This window comes from Marinomonas sp. MED121, from assembly GCF_000153025.1.
GTDB lineage: Bacteria > Pseudomonadota > Gammaproteobacteria > Pseudomonadales > Marinomonadaceae > Marinomonas.
Genome location: NZ_CH672433.1, coordinates 456,983 through 476,567, shown reverse-complemented (window position 1 = coordinate 476,567; position 19,585 = coordinate 456,983). Strand labels below are relative to the sequence as shown.

18 protein-coding genes are annotated in these 19,585 nt (G+C 40.3%); 8 read left to right on the top strand and 10 right to left on the bottom strand.

What is annotated here, in order from left to right; genetic code table 11:
* Positions 1–12 precede the first annotated feature (12 nt).
* The 8 genes from MED121_RS20680 to lptD form a co-directional block, all read right to left on the bottom strand.
* A complete protein-coding gene (locus MED121_RS20680) occupies positions 13–1,146 on the bottom strand; it encodes a tRNA nucleotidyltransferase (RefSeq protein ID WP_009835734.1) in 1,134 nt (377 codons plus the stop codon).
* Positions 1,147–1,467 carry a thiosulfate sulfurtransferase GlpE gene (glpE, locus tag MED121_RS20675; protein WP_009835733.1) on the bottom strand — a complete coding sequence of 107 codons (321 nt, stop codon included), beginning with the start codon at positions 1,465–1,467 and terminating at the stop codon, positions 1,147–1,149.
* Entirely contained in the window at positions 1,464–2,294 is an 831-nt protein-coding gene (locus tag MED121_RS20670) for a symmetrical bis(5'-nucleosyl)-tetraphosphatase (RefSeq protein ID WP_009835732.1), read from the bottom strand. The genes glpE and MED121_RS20670 overlap by 4 nt, the downstream gene beginning before the upstream one ends.
* A gap of 8 nt (positions 2,295–2,302) precedes the next feature.
* Positions 2,303–2,731: a Co2+/Mg2+ efflux protein ApaG gene (gene apaG / locus MED121_RS20665; RefSeq protein ID WP_050764630.1), complete on the bottom strand. Its 429-nt coding sequence runs from the start codon at positions 2,729–2,731 to the stop codon at positions 2,303–2,305.
* Positions 2,664–3,476, bottom strand: a complete 813-nt coding sequence (rsmA, locus tag MED121_RS20660) for a 16S rRNA (adenine(1518)-N(6)/adenine(1519)-N(6))-dimethyltransferase RsmA (protein ID WP_009835730.1) — start codon at positions 3,474–3,476, stop codon at positions 2,664–2,666. The genes apaG and rsmA overlap by 68 nt, the downstream gene beginning before the upstream one ends.
* The gene (gene pdxA / locus MED121_RS20655; RefSeq protein WP_009835729.1) at positions 3,473–4,477 is read right to left on the bottom strand and encodes a 4-hydroxythreonine-4-phosphate dehydrogenase PdxA; all 1,005 of its coding nucleotides are present in this window, start codon (positions 4,475–4,477) and stop codon (positions 3,473–3,475) included. Before pdxA ends, rsmA begins: the two co-directional genes overlap by 4 nt.
* A 72-nt stretch (positions 4,478–4,549) precedes the next feature.
* Entirely contained in the window at positions 4,550–5,800 is a 1,251-nt protein-coding gene (locus MED121_RS20650; protein ID WP_009835728.1) for a peptidylprolyl isomerase, read from the bottom strand.
* The gene (gene lptD / locus MED121_RS20645) at positions 5,800–8,112 is read right to left on the bottom strand and encodes an LPS assembly protein LptD (protein WP_009835727.1); all 2,313 of its coding nucleotides are present in this window, start codon (positions 8,110–8,112) and stop codon (positions 5,800–5,802) included. Before lptD ends, MED121_RS20650 begins: the two co-directional genes overlap by 1 nt.
* Before the next feature lie 93 nt (positions 8,113–8,205).
* Between lptD and djlA the strand changes: the two genes are divergently transcribed.
* Positions 8,206–9,003, top strand: a complete 798-nt coding sequence (gene djlA / locus MED121_RS20640) for a co-chaperone DjlA (RefSeq protein ID WP_009835726.1) — start codon at positions 8,206–8,208, stop codon at positions 9,001–9,003.
* Here the strand turns inward: djlA and MED121_RS20635 are convergent.
* Positions 8,992–10,026 (bottom strand): DUF3530 family protein, encoded by a 1,035-nt coding sequence (locus MED121_RS20635; protein ID WP_009835725.1) that lies wholly within the window; start codon positions 10,024–10,026, stop codon positions 8,992–8,994. The genes djlA and MED121_RS20635 overlap by 12 nt on opposite strands.
* A 59-nt stretch (positions 10,027–10,085) precedes the next feature.
* Between MED121_RS20635 and rpe the strand changes: the two genes are divergently transcribed.
* Together rpe and MED121_RS20625 are read left to right on the top strand one after the other, a co-directional pair.
* Positions 10,086–10,760: a ribulose-phosphate 3-epimerase gene (rpe, locus tag MED121_RS20630; protein WP_009835724.1), complete on the top strand. Its 675-nt coding sequence runs from the start codon at positions 10,086–10,088 to the stop codon at positions 10,758–10,760.
* Positions 10,760–11,440, top strand: a complete 681-nt coding sequence (locus tag MED121_RS20625) for a phosphoglycolate phosphatase (RefSeq protein ID WP_009835723.1) — start codon at positions 10,760–10,762, stop codon at positions 11,438–11,440. Before rpe ends, MED121_RS20625 begins: the two co-directional genes overlap by 1 nt.
* 68 nt (positions 11,441–11,508) lie before the next feature.
* On the opposite strand, the gene MED121_RS20620 is transcribed toward MED121_RS20625, so the two are convergent.
* Positions 11,509–12,606, bottom strand: a complete 1,098-nt coding sequence (locus MED121_RS20620; RefSeq protein ID WP_009835722.1) for a mechanosensitive ion channel family protein — start codon at positions 12,604–12,606, stop codon at positions 11,509–11,511.
* A 408-nt stretch (positions 12,607–13,014) separates the two neighbouring features.
* On the opposite strand from MED121_RS20620, the gene MED121_RS20615 reads away from it, so the two are divergent.
* Genes MED121_RS20615 through MED121_RS20595 form a run of 5 tightly spaced genes read left to right on the top strand, consistent with a single transcriptional unit; the run spans position 13,015 to position 19,582 of the window.
* The gene (locus tag MED121_RS20615) at positions 13,015–13,812 is read left to right on the top strand and encodes a hypothetical protein (RefSeq protein WP_009835721.1); all 798 of its coding nucleotides are present in this window, start codon (positions 13,015–13,017) and stop codon (positions 13,810–13,812) included.
* On the top strand, positions 13,809–15,947 hold the full coding sequence (locus tag MED121_RS20610) for an MFS transporter (protein WP_009835720.1): 2,139 nt from the start codon (positions 13,809–13,811) through the stop codon (positions 15,945–15,947). The genes MED121_RS20615 and MED121_RS20610 overlap by 4 nt, the downstream gene beginning before the upstream one ends.
* Entirely contained in the window at positions 15,947–16,969 is a 1,023-nt protein-coding gene (locus tag MED121_RS20605) for an ABC transporter substrate-binding protein (RefSeq protein ID WP_009835719.1), read from the top strand. The genes MED121_RS20610 and MED121_RS20605 overlap by 1 nt, the downstream gene beginning before the upstream one ends.
* Before the next feature lie 3 nt (positions 16,970–16,972).
* Positions 16,973–19,012, top strand: a complete 2,040-nt coding sequence (gene tssI, locus MED121_RS20600; protein WP_009835718.1) for a type VI secretion system tip protein TssI/VgrG — start codon at positions 16,973–16,975, stop codon at positions 19,010–19,012.
* Positions 19,013–19,582 carry a hypothetical protein gene (locus tag MED121_RS20595; RefSeq protein WP_009835717.1) on the top strand — a complete coding sequence of 190 codons (570 nt, stop codon included), beginning with the start codon at positions 19,013–19,015 and terminating at the stop codon, positions 19,580–19,582.
* Positions 19,583–19,585: the final 3 nt, after the last annotated feature.

The following is a 19,585-nucleotide window of genomic DNA, read 5'->3' as shown; positions in this document are numbered from 1 at the left end:
ATTTTTTTTGTATTAGTTTGTCTCTTCTACTTTTACCAAAGGGTTAAGGCTGCTTTCCAGTTTTGCTATTCGGGTCTGTTTGATTGCTTGCCCTAACTCTGCCCCTTTATGACCTTGTTTCATCATATCTTTAGCGCTAACACTTGCAATATGAGACCTAAGATCATGCCAGTCATTTGAGCAGGTGTCTGTTAGTAGGCTTAAAAGCTTGACGAACTCATTAAAGACTTGAGGTTTTTTGATTGCGGTCAAGGATGTTAGCCACTGATCCCATGCTTCAGCAGTCATCGGCAATCTTGTGTTATGCATAAACTCACTGACAAGGTTTGCATAGTGTTTAAATTGATTGGGACAGGTTAATTGATCAAGTGCAGATGCAAGCTTATTAGGAGGCGTTTGGTGGCAAATATAAGCCCAAACTAAATACTTGTTATCAAGAGTGGGCAATAAATCTTGATTTGCTTGCTTTAATCGCGCAGCGACAGCAGGCCATTCAAAATCAGCCAAAATATGATCAAGTGCTTGGCAACTTTCTAATACGTTAAAAAAGCTTTCAGGGTTAGGGTAGCTAAGTGACTTTTCAAGTTCCCGCCAAATTCGTTCTTGGTTGAGACTTTCAAGTTCTCCTGACTGGCTGATTTTTGTCATTAACGCTAAGGTTTCTGGGGCGATTTTGAATCCAAATTGTGTAAAGCGGGCACTAAAACGCGCTACTCGTATCACTCTTAGGGGGTCTTCAATAAAGGCGTCAGAAACATGACGGAAAATACGATTTTTTAGGTCTTGCTGACCTTGATATGGATCGATTAGATTGCCGTCATTGTCTTTAGCGATAGCGTTGATAGTTAGGTCTCGCCTTGCTAAATCTTCTTCTAAGCTAATGTTTGGCGAGAAGTCACAAATAAAGCCTGTGTAGCCTTGTCCTTTTTTTACTTCTGTGCGAGCCAGTGCATACTCTTCCTTTGTTTTAGGGTGTAAAAACACAGGGAATAGCTTGCCAACTTGCTGAAAATTATACGACAGGAGGTCATTTGGAGTGGCGCCAGTAACGACCCAATCTCTGTCTTTGATGGGGAGCTTTAAAAGCTCATCTCTCACGGCACCACCCACTAAATAGTGAGTAAAAGGAAGTGTTTGCTTTGTCATTTAGTTTTCAGATTGGCAGCGTTCAGGATGCAAGGCTTGCCATTGGGTGAAGCCGCCATTTAATGAATATACTTCTTTGAAGCCTTGCGTTGCTAAGTATTCGGCTGCGCCTTTACTGCTGTTTCCATGATAGCAACAAACAATAAGGGGTGTATCGCTGTCGTGTTCTTTGATATAGCTTTCAAGGTTGTCATTACTTAGATGAACGGCGTTTTGCATATGACTATTTTGGAAGCTCATAGCATCTCGAATATCAACAATGTTTGCTTGTTTATCAATAAGTGGAAGTGCGTCGTGAATGTCTATGCAGGTGTACGTCATATTAGGGGCCTATTAATGGGACATTGTGTGCTGTAGGTTTGCCAATTATCTAGGCATAAAGCGGTTAGGCTTCCACCCCAAACACAGCCTGTATCAAGTGCGTGAATGCGTTTCTTTTTTACGTTGCCTTCTAATGCTGCCCAATGTCCGAATACAATTTGATAATCTTTGGGTAGCTTGGAAGGGAATTTGAACCATTTTTTATAGTCTTTATTGCCTGATTTATTTTCTGCTTCTTTTGATTTTAAATCCAGTTTTCCATTCTTATCGCAAAATCGCATACGTGTTAAGTAATTAACAATGGTACGAATACGATCAAACCCAATTAAGTCTGCTTGCCATTTATTTGGCTTGTTTCCATACATAACTTTGAAAAAATCGTTGGCGTATCCTGAGGTCAATAACTGGTTGACTTCATCTGCATAAGACAAGGTTTGTTCTAAATCCCAGCAAGGAGGAATACCGGCGTGGGTCATGACTACTTTACGTTCCGGATCATGATGGCAAAGTGGCTGAGCCTGTAACCAATCTAAAAGCACATCCCTATCAGGTGCATTTAAAATGTCTGCTAAGGTATCATGGCGCTTCAAGTTAGAGTGCCCGCGAGCTATAGCGAGAAGGTGTAAGTCATGATTGCCAAGGACAACTTTAAGATTATCTCTAATTGAGTATAAGAAACGAAGCGTTTCGAGGCTTTCAGGGCCCCGATTGATTAAATCGCCCGCAATCCAAAGAGTGTCATTTCTTTGATCAAATGAAATCTGCTTTAACAAGCTAAGTAAAGGTTGAAGGCAGCCTTGAATATCACCAATAGCATAGGTAGCCATAGGGTTTCCTAATGAATAATGTTGGGAATGGCAAGTTTGAAAGCGGGTATTTCAGCTTCAAAGTGTTGACCATTCTCATCTAGCATTTGATAGCTACCTTGCATAACACCAACTTGAGAATCTATTACAGCACCGCTTGAATATTGGAAGCTTTCTCCGCTTTCCAGTTGCGGTTGCAGGCCGATAACTCCAGAGCCTTTTACCTCTTGTACTTTATCGTTGCCATCGGTAATTATCCAATGGCGCGAAATAAGTTGTACCTTGTTACTGCCTTCATTGTGAATACTGACGTGATAAGCAAATACGTAGCGTTCATCTTCAGGCGTTGATTGTTCTGGGAGGTATTCGGTTTGAACCTCTATTTTAACACTATGCTTTGACACTGCTGGCTTCCTTGTTATCAAGGTAATTGGCAATTTTAACAAAGTCTGGCACATCTAATCTCTCAGGTCTAAGGCCTGGGTCGATATCTAGTGCATCAAAGTCATCATTGTTCAGAATGCCTTTATAATTATTTCTCAAGGTTTTTCGTCTTTGTTGAAAGCCGAGCCTAACTGCACGCTCTAAGGTTTCTAGACTATCTGCTAAATAAGGTTTTTCTTGATAGGGCGTCATGCGAACAATGGCTGAGTCTACTTTAGGTGCAGGATCAAAGGATTCTGGGCCTACAACAAATAAAGACTCAACTTGGCAATAATATTGGGCCATGACACTAAGGCGACCATATAGGTTGTCTCCTGGCCTTGCAGCTAACCTGTCGACAACTTCTTTTTGTAGCATGAAATGCATGTTATCAATGATGTTAGCTTGGCTTAAAAGATGGAAAATAAGCGGTGTAGAAATATTGTAGGGTAGATTACCTACGACGCGAATATTGCCTTCGGTTGCGAGCTGAGAAAAATCAAACTTCATTGCATCAGCTTCATGAATTCGTAGTTCAGGATAGCGAAATAGATTCACTTTTAAGATTGGAATTAAATCTCTATCCAGTTCGACCACGTCCATGGATTCTGTTGCCGCAATAATACCTTGCGTCAGTGCGCCTTTACCTGGGCCAATTTCAACAATGCGCTGACCTTTTTTAGGGGCAATACATGCCACGATATTTCTGATAACACCGTGGTCATGAAGGAAGTTTTGTCCAAAGCGTTTTCTCGCCTTGTGGGGTTGTGTCTTGCTCATTTAGGAAACTTTTTCGCATTATTTGCCATTTCTATGGCGTGGTTGATCGCAATAATTAAACTGCCCTCGTTGGCATCGCCAGTACCAGCAAGCTCAAGTGCTGTGCCATGGTCAACTGAGGTCCTGATGATAGGTAACCCAAGTGTGATATTGACGGCGTTGCCAAAACCTTTGTATTTTAACACAGGTAAGCCTTGATCGTGATACATCGCCAGTACACAGTCACAGTTTTCTAGGTTTTTAGGCGAGAAAAGTGTGTCGGCAGGGAGTGGGCCTACTAGATCCATACCTTGTTTTTTTAATGTGTCTAAAACAGGAATGATTGTCTCTATTTCTTCCATGCCAAGATGGCCATCTTCTCCTGCGTGTGGATTTAAACCACATACAAGTATTCTTGGGCGTTGGTGGCCAAATCGCGTTTTTAAATCTTTATTAAGCGCCTCAATAACTTGGGTGAGCGACTCTTTGGTAATGGCGCTGCTGACGTCTTTTAAAGGTAGGTGAGTGGTGGCTAATGCCACCTTTAGTCCTTCTGTCGCCAGCATCATTACAACTTGTTCTGAGTTGCACTTTTGCTGAAAAAACTCTGTGTGTCCACTAAAGTGGATGCCGGTTTCGCATAAGACCCCTTTATGTACAGGGGGGGTGACGATGGCATCAAATTGTCCTGTTAAACAGCCCTCGGCTGCAAGCTCTAGCGTTTTTAGCACATAGGGAGAGTGTTGCTTATCAAGTTTGCCTGGAATGACTGCATGCTCATGCTCAAGTGCTAGTAAATGAATCTCTCCTGCCTTATGGGGAGAGCGTGCATCTTCAGCACTATGCTGGATAATATTTGTCTTTATATTTAGGGCTTTAGCTCTTTCTTCTAATACTTTTTTTGAACTGAGTACAACAATGTGAGCGTTAAAGTTTTGTTGTAAAGCCTTTAAGATAATGTCTGGCGCTATGCCTGTAGGTTCTCCACCAGTAATACAGATAGTCGGTAAATTTGAGCTCACTTTTTGGCTCCCTAAAAAGAAGTGCCTACTTTTGAGTAGGCACTTGTTATGAATCTAATTTGTAGAGTGTAACTAAGGCTGGCTCTTTATATCAATAAAGGCAGTGCTTTTTAGTTCATCCAGCCATTGGCTTAAAACTAGATCTTGTTTTCTTGCTATTAAAGTATTCTTTGCATTGACCTGTTTTATTTTATCGCTAATGTCTTGGCTTCGACGGCCTTCCACTTTTAGGATGTGCCAGCCATATTGAGACCTAAAAGGTTTGCTTATTTCTCCAACGGATGTTGCTTTCATAACGGCTTCAAATTCGGGAACCATGGTGCCTTTTGCCGTCCAATCCAAATCTCCACCTTTTAATGCCGAGCCTTTATCTTCACTAAACTCCTTGGCAAGAGTCGCAAAGTCTTGACCCTTCATGAGGCGCTGATAAATTGCTTCCAAAGCCGCTTTTGTTTGAGTCTGATTTCTGATCTCATTTGCGGATAATAGAATATGGCGAGATTTTGTTTGCTCTTGTAGCGCGTTGCTAGCCGTTTTTTTCTCTTTTAGCCAAAGAAGGTGTTGTCCAGCACTGCTTTCAATGGGTCCATATAGTGGACCATTGTTTGCGTTGAGAGATTTAATAAATAACAAAGGCAACTGATTTAGAGGGCGCCAGCCTAAATCGCCTCCTTCAAGTGCAGCTTGTCCACTTGAATAGGCAATGGCTTGATCAATAAAGTCTTGCTCGTTTGTGATTTTTTCTTTAATCGTGAGGATTTGATCTGCACTTTGGCTGCTTGCATTATCTCTGATTAAAATATGCCTAAGATGGACTTGATCATTGTTTTTTGCCAGAGCTTCATCTGAGTTAAGGAAGTCCTCGATCTCTTGGTCACTGATGATGATTCTTTGTCTAACAACTTGGCCTTTAACCTTACCTAATAGGATTTCGTTTTTGATTTGATTGCGGTAGATCGAGTAATCAATACCTTGTTGAGCGAGTGCTACTTTTAGACCTGCTAAATCCAATTTCATTTTTGCAGCCACATTTAAGACGGCTTGGTTCGCTTCTTGCTCACTAATTCTTATGCCTAAGCGGTTTGCATAGTTTGTTTGCAGGGTTTCATTAATCATTTGATTAAGAATCTGGCGGCGAACATTATCGTTGATTTTTCCACCAGGCACTCTGTCCTTGATAATGCTAAAGCGAGTGTTGATGTCACTGTCTAGGATCGCTTTAGAGTCAATAATGGCAGAGATACCATCAACTTTTGTTGCTGCGACACTGAAACTGCTCGCTATTAAAAGGCTTGAGCAAAGTAAGGTGGCAATTTTATTCATTATTCGTATCCAATTTTTCCTGAGTTCCAGTAAGTATCACTTATGCTGCTTGTTTCATTGTCTTTGCCAATGGTGCTTAAGCTGCGTAAGATAAATTTTAGATATAAGCCTTTTTGAAAGTTTTCGTCGTCATCACGCCAGTGTTGATAATTAAATTGTGCTTTGACACAGCAGTTTTCAAACCCAATGCCAGCGACTTTTTTGCTTCGTACATCATCAACTAAATCGTAATCCTCTTGATACATAAGGGTCCAGTTTTGGTCGATAGGAACAATGGTCGAGAACGAGGTTTGCTTAGTATCAATTGCGCGTGTGTCATCATCTATTTTGTATAAATAACTGGCATTGAATCTGACGCCATTTGAAGGTGAGTAACTTGTCGATACTTTTCCTAACTCTAGATCATCTTCTTTTATATCGTAGTTAAGAGACAAAGAAGCATTAAAAAGTTCATTATGTTGATAATTTAATTCAGTGAGGATGGGGCTTTCGCTAGATGTGTCGACATTAGAATAATAAGTGCTGTCATCATCATCGTTATCACTCCCATCGTCTATATCAATTCTTCTATCTGCAAGGTAATAAATTTGTCCTAATTTAAAGGCCCAGCGCTCGTTATTATTTTGATCATAAACACGGCTTTCAACACCAAGGGTAATTTGTTCTGTGTCACCTATCCAATCATTGCCGCTAAAGCGGGTATGGCTAAACGCTTGGGAGTAAGTGAGAGACTTTTCGCTGGTATCAAAGTCAGGGATATCACTCTGATCTTTAAAAGGGGCATTTAAATAGCTAAATTTGGGTTCAAGAGTTTGACGCCACCTTTGTGAGTTGATATCTAAAGTGCGTTCAAAGCTAATGCCTGAGTCCAAGTAATAAGTTAAATGGTTAACACTTGCTGTGTAGTCTGAATCGCTAGAATAGCTATGTAAATCATAGGACCTATATTGGTGTAATACACCTGGTGTTATAAAGCCCCATTGATTGCTCTTTTCAAAATTTATATCTTGGTTGATAACACTTCTTTGGCCATCAACATCACTGCCATCTGGGTCTTCATAATCAGTGAATTGAAATTTCGGTTTATAACTTAGCCAGTCATTATCGTAATTATATGAAGACTCAATTCTAGGTGCCCATTCGAAAGGTTTGTTATTGCTACTTAAAGGGGTTTGATAGCGCTTAATCGCAATAGACGTAGCGAAACTATTTTTTTGATAACTCAGTTTTGCGCTGCGCTCATAGTTATCTTCTTCACCTAAACTAATTGTGCTGACTTCAGGGATTTTGTTTTCAGTTGGATTGTCTTCAAATAGCAAGTAAGCGCTCAGTGATGTGCCAAAAGTTTGGGTAGATTCAAGCTTTCTTAAAGTTTGCTGGTTTTCTTCATCTTGAATGAAGGTTGATTCTTCATAAGTTGTTAGTCCTCTCTCATTTAAATATCTCATTTCCAGATCAAAGCCTTCACCTTGATGTTCGATGAAATGCGGTGTTAGCGTGGCATCTAGCTGAGGGGCAATGTTTAGGTATATAGGAGTGGAAAGGTTTACCCCATCATCACTTGAATAGCCAAAAGTAGGAAATAGAAAACCTGTTTGTCTTCTGCTATCTAATGGGAATCTCATCCATGGGAAGTAAAAAACAGGTACACCGCTGATGCGTATTTGTACATGTTTAGCAGTACCAAAACCTGTATTCGAATCCAGTTCAATGGAGCTACCAAACATTTGCCAACTTATAGAGCCTGGTTCGCATGTTGTATAGAAGCCTTCTTTGATGAAAATGACACCATTTTTAGTTTTTTGAATGTTATTAGCTTCACCTCTGATTTTGCTTTTGTGAAAAAGAAAGGTGGCATCTTCAAATTCCACTTCGCTGCCTGAGACGGAATCACTCATTTCTGCGTTTGACGCTAAAATCAATTGGTCTTTTCCACGGCTTACAACATTACCTGATAGTTGATAATGTTTATTTAGCTCACCATCTATTTGATCTGCTTTTAGCGATTGCTCTGGCTGTAAAATTTCTGCGCCACCTTGAAGGCGCATTTTACCGTCGTTTGTTCTGATAATCAGGTCAGCGAAAACTTTTGTATTGCTTGTATCACTTGCTTGCCATTGATCAATGTAGGCACCTTGACAGTATTGGTTTACTGAGGCTTGTTGCTTTTGGGTAAGTGCTTCTCTCGGAAACCAGTCTAATTCGGTTGCAGAAACAGAGGAAATAAAGAAAATACTGTGTAAAAAAATGAACTGGGTACAAATCTTTTTAGTCATGCGATGTATACTGGTTGCTTCAAACAAATTGTGCATAGCAAGGTAAAAATCCCTTTAGGGGTAATAAGTTGAGCTAGATGATAATCTAACCTGTGCTATTGGGGCTACTGATTCTGGAGAAAAGTTGACATGTGGAAGCTGATTGCGGCTGTTTTGGGGTATTTATGGATGGGGCCACTGGGAATATTGTTAGGTTTAGTGGTCGGGCACTTTGTTGATAGTGGTAAATCCAGTATCGCAAATCTGAATATTAAACGAGGATCAGTGCGTCAACAGCAAGCTGCTTTTTTCCAAACTTTATTTTTATTAATGGGGCGAGTTGCAAAAGCGGATGGTGTGGTTTCAACCGAAGAAATTAAATTAGCCTCTGATGTGATGGATAGAATGGGGCTTGTTGGTGAAGCAAAAAAGCAAGCCATTGAATTATTTAATCAAGGTAAAGAAGCTTCGTTCGATCTGGTTGACGTGCTGTCTAGTTTTCAGCAGGTGGTGGGCGAAAAAAGTGTGCTTACTCGGACTTTAATCGAAATATTGTTGGTGTCTGCTTATGCCGATGGCGACTTTAGCTTACAGGAAAAATCGCTTGTTTCTCAGGTGTGCGCACATTTAGGGATTAGTGTTGCAGAATTTGAACAGCTACACCTCCAGATTAAACAGCAGGCCCAGTTCCGTCAAAATGGTGGTGCGGCTAACCATTTAAATGATAAAGAAATGTTGCAAGCTGCATATGACGCTATTGGGGTAGAAGCAAGTATGAGTGATGCTGAGATCAAAAAGGCTTACCGTAAACTAATGAGCCAAAATCATCCTGATAAAATGACAGCAAAAGGCTTGCCAGATGAAATGATTCTGATTGCGAAAGAGCGTACGCAGGAAATTCAAGCAGCATATGATCTTATCAAAAAAACGCGTAAATCAGTTTCCTGATTCTATTGGGGAGTTGTAAAATAGAGCTTTTTGGGTTGATGGGAGTTGCTTACGTTGCTCCCTTTGTTGAGTGTTTTGTTTGAGAAAACCTCTTACTCTTTGAATTAATTGATTACTGTTAATGTCGTATTGAGTGTTGCTGCTAGCTTTGATTTGAGTGTAAAGAGGCACTTGGTTTTCTCTTTGGGACATGGCTAAATATCTAGCGTCGGCAAATTGCTTATCAAACTTATTTGGTCGAATGTAATAATCTAAAACAGCTTGTTGGCTGTTTTTTAGTAATTGGGCAATGGGAAAAGGGCTCATCTTATTGGGCATGCTGGCCGAAACTAAAAGAAGCGCACCTGATGATAGGTTGTTATTTATACTGTACTTAATTGCATAACTTGCCCCTGTGCCATAACCCAATAAACTTACATTGGGTACTCCCTTATCGCTCGTAAAGGCAATACTGGCTTCTATGCGAGCAAAAACACTCTCCTCATTAGGGAGTTTGATTTCTCCTTCTGTTGTCTCTTCGCTTGCTGGCTCTGTTGGAACTGTTATGGCTTCCTTTGTCATATTGTCAGGTACCTCTATTGATAAGGTGCACCAGCTATTTTGGGTCATACTCATTCGAATGGGTTTTATCACTCTTGGCCAATCAGGGTGCTCATTATTACCGTGGATGAGGATGATGCAGCCCTGCGTGTCATTGCCTTGCGCTTCTCGATATAAGGCAAGAAACGTTTCTCCTTGACTTTCTAATGTTTCAATTTCATTTGGGGTTCTTTGACTTATTTGCTCTGTCAGGGTTTGTATTCTAATTTGTTGTGACGGCGTAAAGCTTCTAGGGATGACTTCTCTTGGCGTTGTTGTCTTTTTTTCCTGAACTGCTTCTGTGTTGTCAGTTTGAGCGGCATCTTCTGTTGTTAAGTCAGATGTTTGGGGGCTTTCTTCTTCTGCTTCATCAGCAGAAAACGCTATGGCAGGAAGGATAAATAAAATAATAAGAAGTCCGTGAGTGATATTTTTAGGTCTCATAAATACTTATCTTTAAAGCCTTGTTAGAATAAGCCAAATTTTAATCTGGAATTAGTGACATGAATGATTTTGTAATAGCGCCATCCATACTTGCTGCCGACTTCGCACGATTAGGTGAAGAAGTCGATTCTGTTCTTAATGCCGGGGCCGATATCATACATTTTGATGTTATGGATAATCATTATGTCCCTAATCTAACGATAGGGCCAATGGTATGTAAAGCATTACGTGATTATGGCGTTACGGCTGAAATTGATGTGCACCTTATGGTTAAGCCTGTTGATGGCATGATTGAAGAGTTTTTAAAAGCAGGGGCGAGTTATATTACCTTCCATCCTGAGGCAACAGAGCATATTGATCGTTCTTTACAAATGATTAAGGATGCAGGCTGTAAAGCGGGTCTTGTTTTTAATCCTGCTACTCCTTTGCATCATATGAAGCATGTAATGGATAAGTTGGATATGATAATGCTGATGTCAGTCAACCCAGGCTTTGGTGGCCAGAAGTTTATTCCCGCAACCCTTGATAAGTTAAGAGAAGCGAGGGCACTTATAGACTCAAGTGGATACAATATTCGCTTAGAAGTTGATGGTGGCGTGAGTGAAAAGAATATTGCTGAGATTGCTGTTGCTGGTGCAGATACCTTTGTCGCTGGATCCGCTATTTTTGGTAAACCAGATTATAAAGTCGCTATTGATTCTATGCGTTCAGAACTTGCTAATGTGGTGCGTTGATGAGAACGCCTAAACATTTCAAAAAGTGGTTTGATGCTTGGCCGCAACTTGTCTGCTTTGATTTAGATGGCACCTTAGTCGATAGCGTCCCTGATTTGACTAATGCGGTAGATGCCTTTTTGCTAGAGCATGGAAAGCAAGCTGCAGGTGAGGGTAACGTTCGTGAATGGGTTGGTAATGGTGCAGCCAGTTTAGTGCAAAGAGCTATGAACTGGGCTTCGATTGATGAAATGCACTATCAGGCTTGTTATAAAACGTTTCTTGTAACCTATAAGGGGGCGTTGACAGAAAAAACACAGCTTTACGCAAATGTATTAGATTTACTTAAAGCGCTAAAACTGAATCACGTACCTATGGCTCTGATTACTAATAAGCCGAGTGCTTTCGTGCGACCTATTCTTGATCACTTTGAGTTAAGTGATTACTTTTCCTGGATTTTAGGGGCGGATACGCTAGAAGAAAAAAAACCTTCGCCCATGCCTTTGATTTACTGCGCTGAAGCTATTGAAGCTGAGGCGGGCCAATGTGTCATGATTGGGGACTCGCAAACGGACAGTCGAGCAGCAAATGCTGCAGGCTTTAAAAATGTATTGGTGACATATGGTTATCATCAAGGAGTTGATCTTAATTCATTAGAGGCTGACCTATTAATTGATGATCTTGTGGAGCTGCTTCTTTAGCTGAAACTTAGGTTAATTGCCGTCAAAATGATTCTGACGGCAATTTTCTTGATGTTTCTGATTCTTCTTTAACCTTCTGGCTGTATCTGTGTTTCCGTCTGAACCTTTAGTGTTTGCGTCGGAAAAGCGAGCTCTGCTTTATGATGGGTAATAATGTCCATTATTTTTAGTAGGACATCTTGTTTAACTTCATGAAAGCGAATCCAGTTTGTTGTCTTTGTAAATGTATATACAAAGAATTCAAGAGATGAAGGTCCAAACTGATTAAAGTTGACTATCATGGTTTGATTTCCGTCTATATCTTGGTGAGCTTTAAGCATGCTTTTTACTTCGGCCATTATGCTGGGAAGTGCATCCACATCATCGTATCTAATGCCTATTTTTTCGTAAATTCTTCGGTGCGACATGCGTGAAGGGTTTTCTACAGAAATTAAAGAGAAAGTAGCATTGGGTACATATAGTGGGCGCTTATCAAAGGTTCTTATTCTCGTTTGACGCCAGCCGATATGTTCGACAGTCCCTTCTATTTCCTTATCGGGTGAGCGAACCCAGTCTCCCACAGAGAAGGGACGGTCTAGATAAATCATCAAGCCGCCAAAAAAGTTAGCCAGTAGGTCTTTTGCTGCAAAGCCGACGGCAATACCGCCAATACCACCAAAGGCTAATATTCCTGAAATACTTACCCCAATCGTTTGTAAGACAACTAAAGTAGAAATAATAAATAAGCTAGCTTTTATTAGCTTGCCAATGGCTGACACTGTTGTGATGTCCATTGGGTGTTTCATTTTGGTGGGAGAAGTAAGAATTTGCTCGCTACGTTTGGATAGTCTAAAAATAAACCATGTCAAAAGCGCAATTAACCCTACTTTTTTGAGCGATTCGATATTGGTATTTGAGAAAAAACCAATTTCATTGCTTGAAGACTGAGAAACGATAAGTATTCCTAGGCCCCAAATAAAATATTTAATGGGCTGTCTTGCTGCGAGTAATAGTGCTTTGTCCCATGGGTTTCTTGTTGATTGTAACTTAAGCTGAATACGTGAGAGTAATTTTGATATGAGAAAATTTGCGAAAAAAGTGATGGCGAGTATGCCGATTATTTTTACAAGCCAGTGCATTTTGGATTGTCCAAGGCCTGTGTAGTCGATAAATATTTCCCAGTACATTTTAACTTACTTCTTTAATCAATTTGATGTTTAAAACCCGATCAATATATAAAAACTTTGCTTATCATGAGTTGTGCTTTGAATAGAAAGGGCCTTTTAGTAAGGTCCATTATTTATGGATACCGTCAATTTTTTAATATTATGTTAAATAAGGATGTCAAATGTCACGTTTTTTTGAGGAATTGTGATTAAATGGCGTTTTTATGAAAAAAAATTGTGAATTACACGCTTTCTACACAATGGTTCAATAAGATAAAAAGTATCTAATTCAGAAACTGTTTATATAACTGATTGGTTTCTATACTAGTATTTTAAATTTTATGTGTGCTCGATAGATAGATCTATCTTTTTTGGAATACGGAATTGCTAGCGAGTTTTTCATCGTTTATGCATGGAGATAGTTGAATAATGAAAATTTTTATTGAGATTCATCTCAGGTTTGTGGCAACGGTCTGGCTGATTCTTATGGCTGTTCTAAGCCTACTTTACCTGATCAATTACATGAAGTTTGATAGTTTGATGTCAAATGTCGTGTCATCGAAATTAGAGGTGATATCGTCTTCACTTGAGACCTCCATTATAAAGGCTGAGCGCTTAGGCATTCATTTAAAGTCCGCTAATAATCTTCCCGATTTGATGGATAGGGCTAAATCTCGTGATGTGAATGTGAAGCTTATTCATATTATTGGGAATAATGGTGAAATAATTTTCTCGACTGACTCGCAACGGGTAGGAGAGCTAGTAGACGAAAACATATCCAAGAGAGCGCTTCGTTCAGCTGAAGCTAATTGGCTTTTGGCCACAGATAAAGACCTTTATAGCGGTTTGCAATTAACGAATGGTTTTGACGAGTTAATTGGTAGTGTCGTGATTCAATATGACAAGTCATCATTCTCAGGCACCTATGCTCAGGTGCGTTTACATTTGTTGGAAATGACTGTCGGAATATTCTTAATCTTCTCTCTTATCGTGTTTCTAGTTATTCGTTTATGTTTTGGTGACATTAGTGGTGTGATTCATTTGATTGAGCAATATACAGGAGGGGAGAAGCGTGTAAAAGAATTCGACGCCCCAGAAGGTACGCTTGCTTTTAAATTGGCTGAACAAATGAAACAAGGCGAGCAAATGAAGGCTCAGGTTGCTAATGAACTAGATGCTATTCAAGCCCTTAAGGGTAAACAAGATGCAGAGGGTTTACCTAAATGAATGAAGTTAAAAGTATGTCAGGCTTTATTAATAGCCGCCTAATTTTGGTAACGGTTTTAAGTGCATTATTCGCTTCTGTTTTGAGTACCTTATATACCCTAATAGAATTTGATTTTGCTTTAGAGCCTGAGCTTTTGAAAAAGGCAAACGCAGTCGCTGAAGTCATACATGATGATGTTCAGTTGGCGACCAGTGTTGGTATACCTTTTGATCAAATTGAAGGGATGGATTCTTACCTCTCAGATACGCTTTATAAATATCCTGAACTGACTTTTGTTGCGATTGTTTCAGAAGAAGGAAGATTACTTTATAACGCAGGTAATACACCAAACTTAAGTCGTATAAAAGCTGAATCATTTAATGTTGAAGGTTCAAGTTTTCTGAATGAAAGTCTGGTAGAAAGACTAACACAAGGGGGGAAAGAGCTTTTTGATATCTTCTTTAGTCAAGCAACATCAGAACATGATCATAGTCGTAATTTATTTAAATTAGATATGACCTTAGAACAAGAGGCCCTTGGTTATGTGGTGGTGGGCTTAGATTCTGGTTTTATACAGTCGCAGTTGACCGATGTCTTTTTTGATGTGGTGATCGTCCTTGTTGCCGTTTTACTTGTGTGCTTTGAAGTGGTCATGGTTGTCGTTATGTTCTATGTCTCGGAGCCATTGAAAGAATCAGAAAGCCTTTTGCAAAGGCAAGCAGAGGGTGACTTCTCTGTTAATGAAAAAGTAGTGACTAAGGGGGTGTTTGGCAATTTCATTGGTAAATTGAACCAAGACTCTAAAGATCTGCAAGCTCAGTTTCAATCAGCAGTGCAAATTGTTGAACGTGAAAACGTGCAAAAAATAGAGGAGGAAGTTTCTGCTAAATCGAGATTGCAAAAGGTTGCGGAAAAATTTCAGTTACAGAATATCCTGAATGTGAAAAAAGGCGATATTGTTGATGCGCGTATTCCTTTGTTTGTTTTCTCGCTAGCGGAGGAATTGCAAAAATCATTCATGCCTTTGTTTGTCTCTGAGCTTTATGACAATGACTCATGGATTTCTAGGGATGTGATGTTGGGTCTACCAATATCTGTGTTTATGTTAGTTATAGCGTTGGCAACGCCTTTTGCTGCCAGTTGGGTAGATAGGTGGGGACAGAAACCTCTGTTTTTAATTGGTCTTATTCCGGCTATTTTAGGATATCTTGGATGTTACTTTGCACAAGATGCTATGGATATCGTAATTGCAAGGGGTATGACTGCTCTTGGTTACGCTGTGATTACTATTAGTTGTCAAAGTTATATAGCGGCTGTTGTGTCTTCAGAGAACCGCGCTAAAGGTATGGCAATATTCGTCGGAGTGTTAATGACGGCGACCATGTGTGGTACAGCATTAGGTGCGATTATCGCGGATCGAGTGGGATATCAACCAGTATTTCTTTTGTCCGCTATCCTATCTAGTTTTGCTGGTGTGCTTGCTTGGAGAATGTTCTCAGGCAAAGTTAGTGCAGCATCTTCCGCAGCAAATAAAGCGGCTAAAGGTGGGTTAATGTTGCTTGCTCGTAATACTAAGTTTGTTTGTATTATCATTTTTTGCGCCATTCCAACCAAAATTATTTTGACGGGCTTTTTGTATTTCATGGTGCCTTTGTATCTCGTTTCTCTTGATGCAAGCCAGTCTGAGATTGGTCGTGTAATGATGGTTTACTCTCTAATTATTATTCCTTTAAGTCCTTTAGCTTCTGGTATAGCGGATAAAACAGGCAAGATGAAGGAGTTGGTTTTATTAGGAACAATTCTGTCGGGTGGTGTCTTGATATCACTTTATGGAGAAGAGTCTTTCTATAAGGTCTTGTTGGCAGTTGCTTTAATGGGTGTTGCGCACTCCATTTTAAAAGCGCCTTTGATCGCGTCCGCTTTAGAGGCTGCAGAAGCTACCCCTGAAGTTGGTAGAACTAAGGTGTTAGGTATTCTTAGAACCTCGGAACGTATTGGTAGTGTTTTAGGGCCTGTGTTAGTTGCAACATTATTAACCATTTACGACTTTGGTGAGGCTATGGCTTTTGTCGGCATGGGAGTATTAGTTTCTGCCTTGATGATGTTTATTTTCTTAAGAGTGCCTGATGTTAAACCTAACTTGGAGACGGAATAATGAAGCTATTATTTATTGCTTTTTTAACTAGCTGGTCTCTTTTTGCCTCTGCCGCTCAAAGCTTTAATGCCAGTAATCCTGCCACTATCTATATGGTGGTATGGAGGGGCTGCGAAGATGCCTGTCGAGGATTTAAAAACTATATTGAAAATAATGATTTGCCTGTGAATTTAATTATTAGGGATGTGGCTAGGGATAAAGGTCGTATTGCTCAATACCTTAATGAAGCTAAGCAGTTGAAGCCGGATCTCGTGGTGACTTGGGGTACGACAGTATCAAAAGGCATTATAGGTACCATGGGTGAATATGGTTCTCAAACAAAATTGGGTGATATCCCTGTTATGTTCATGATAGTGGCTGACCCTTTAGGTGCGGGAATTGTTTCTTCTTATCAGGCGAGTGGTCGAGAAACGGTAACAGGTATACGTAATAGGGTCTCTGAAGATGTTCAGATAAGAGCGATACGTGAGTACTTTCCACTCCTTAAAATGGGTGTTGTTTACTCCAAAAGTGAACTTAATTCTGAATTGAATACAGAGAAACTTCGTAACTTATCAACTGAGATGGGGTTTGAGCTGGTTGTTAGGACGTATGAGCTTGATGACAATAAAGTCCCTTTACCGGATCAGTTTGATGGTGTTATGGCTGAAATGGCGAAAGAAAAAGTTGATGTTGTCTATGTAGGCTCTAGCTCATATAACCTTGAAAACAGAGATGCTTTTACTCAAGCAGCTGTAAGGTATAGATTGCCAGTCGCCAGTGCTTATGACGTTATGGTTTCTGATTCAGACGGTTTAATTGCTGTGGCTAATAAATATTATAATGTTGGGCGCTTGGCAGCCAATCAGGCAAATAAAGTGTTATTTGAAAACGCCAGTCCAGGTACCTTGCCTATTGCTGAATTGAGTCGTTTTTCTATGTTTATCAATATGGATGTTGCTCGAAGTTTATCGTTATACCCTCCTATTCAGCTATTAAGATTTGCTGAATTGATTAATCCAGATTCACATAATGAAGATTAGACTATGGATGAATTACTAGAACCGCAAAGCAGTAATTTGGTTGTCGCCAATAGTAGTGGTGATGAATTTGTCGTAACTAGCATGACAGTAACCGAAGGTTTGTCTGAGCTATCTGTGATAGAGGTTGAAGTGCTCTGTCAGGATGTTTCTCCGGAAGACTGGGTGGGAGATCAGGTGACTTGCTCTCTTTATTCTGCCCCTGGAGATAGTCGAAGCTCTGAACGAGAATACTCTGGTTATGTTGTTGCTGTTAATGGTTTGACTCAATCTATGCAGTCCCGAAGTCGAGGGATGCGATTGACCATCAAGCCTTGGCTTGCGCTATTAGAATACAGTAGTAATTGTCGTGTATTCCAGGAAGTATCGACTCAGGATATTGTTACCTCAATTTTTGATGAGTTAGGTTTCAGTGGCTGTTACACGGTTAATAGTATGCCGTCTTCAACTCGTGCTTACTGTTTACAATATAATGAATCGGACCTTGCTTTTGTGACGCGATTACTTGCTGAGGAAGGTGTGCATTACTACTTTGATGCTGATGCAAGCTCTGGACAAATGATTCTGCAAGATGCCTCAAAGCCTTTTTCTAAAGATGATAAAGCAACACTCGATCATATTGCTAAGCCAAGTGGTGATAATGATCTGGCATCTTTGTGGGAGCTGCAAAATCAAATACATAGTGCCAGCATTGAGCTTGCTGCTTATGATTATAACCAATCAAAGCTGGTTACGAGTAAAGCGCAGTCATCCAAATACAGTTTGTCGGGTAATACTAAGCTAACGCAATATCGCTTTCCTGCTTCAAGTATTACAGGTTTGATGGATGATTTTTCTAGTCCATTGGCGACAACGGAGCGTGCCCAATTAGATTCGAATTACACTATGGTGAAAGCTCGAACCGATACTATTTCGATTGCTGCTGGCCGTTATGTCGATATGAATTCTCATCCAAATAGCGACCAAGAAGGAAGTTACTTGGCGACACGCGTTCGTTATCAATTTGATGCAAATGGATCTTCTGCGTTTGATAAAGAGGCTGAGTTTATTTGTGTGCCCGAAGATCATTTGCATTATCCAAGCATTAAGGAAAAGCCAGTTATTCATGGGTTGCAAACTGCTGTAGTGGCTGGAGCAACAGATGATGAGCCTGCAGCTGATGAGTCTGGGCGAGTTCGTATTAAGTTTCCTTGGGATACTGAAACAGGTGATAAGACCAGTTGTTGGGTGCGTGTTGCCCAGCCTATGGCTGGTAACGGGTATGGTTTTCAGTTTTTGCCTAGAGCCGGCCATGAGGTTCTAGTGAGTTTTATTAATGGCGACCCGGATCAGCCTGTGGTTGTTTCAAGTGTTTATAATAGTACTCACAAGCCTCCTTATCCTACTTTAAATACGACTGAATCAGGTATTAAAACTCAGCAAAAAGGTGAGTCAAATGAGATTCGGTTCGATGATAAGGCTGACTCGGAAACTTTCTATACCCATGCAGCAAAAGACTACACCAATGAAGTGGTAAATGACTCTTTTGAAATTGTCGGTAATGAAAAGTCAGTGGCTGTTACTCAGAGTATTACTCAAACAGCAGACGTGGATTTCTCTGTTACTGCGAAAGAAAATATCGCACTTGCTGCAGATAAAGCTTATACCCTCACCGCTACGGACTCTATTTCTGAAGACAGTAAAGAAATCACTTTAACGGCCTCAGACACACTTAAGTTGGTGGTTGGTGACAGTGAAATTGTTATGTCGAGTTCTTCAATAGATATTAGTAGTGGTAGTGTCACTATTTCTGGCAGCTCAAGTATCTCGATTGAGGGTGGAAGTCTATCTCAATCAGGTACTTCTGTTTCTATTGATTCAGATGCCTCTATGGATTTAAGCGCTGGAGCAAGTCTAACTGCTAAAGCAACCGCCACTCTTACTGCGCAAGGATTGAATGCAACCCTTCAAGGTGATGTTGGTGCAACGGTAACAGGTGCTGCAACAGCTGAAATTTCAGCAGATGGTATGACAACCGTTAAAGGCGGTATAGTGATGGTGAATTAGATGTTAAAAAAGATACCGCTAACTTCATGTGAAAAGATATGGGAAAGATTTAAATCCTCTGATGAAGCAAATGAGATTGTTGATTTAAGCTCTGAGCCAAGTGTCATTATTAACAGTTTACTCGAGGCTGGGCTATATCAAGATTTGGTGCACTTTTATTGTCATGCATTGCCAATGAGAGAAACAATTTGGTGGTGTGTGTGCTCAATAGAGTTAAGGCAAGATGTCCTTACCAAAGCTGAGCTCTCTTTATTTGATGTTTGTAAGGACTGGGTGAGAGAGCCTCAAGAGCCTAAGAGACGTTATATAGAAAAACAAATGCAGCAACTTAAGAATGAAAGCTTTGTTCGTTGGTTGGCTCAAGGCGTTGTTTGGAATGGTAGTGGTAGTATTGCAGAAATTAGTTTGCCTGTTGTAATGCCAGCAGAATTTTTATATTCCAAAGCCATTGCTGGCGCTATCAATACGGCAGCCGTTTTGCCTGAATGGAAAGGTCGAGATAAATTCTATAAACAGGCGTTTGCCAGTGCGTTTGATATCGCGCAAGGTGGCAAAGGCATTATAAACTAGGAG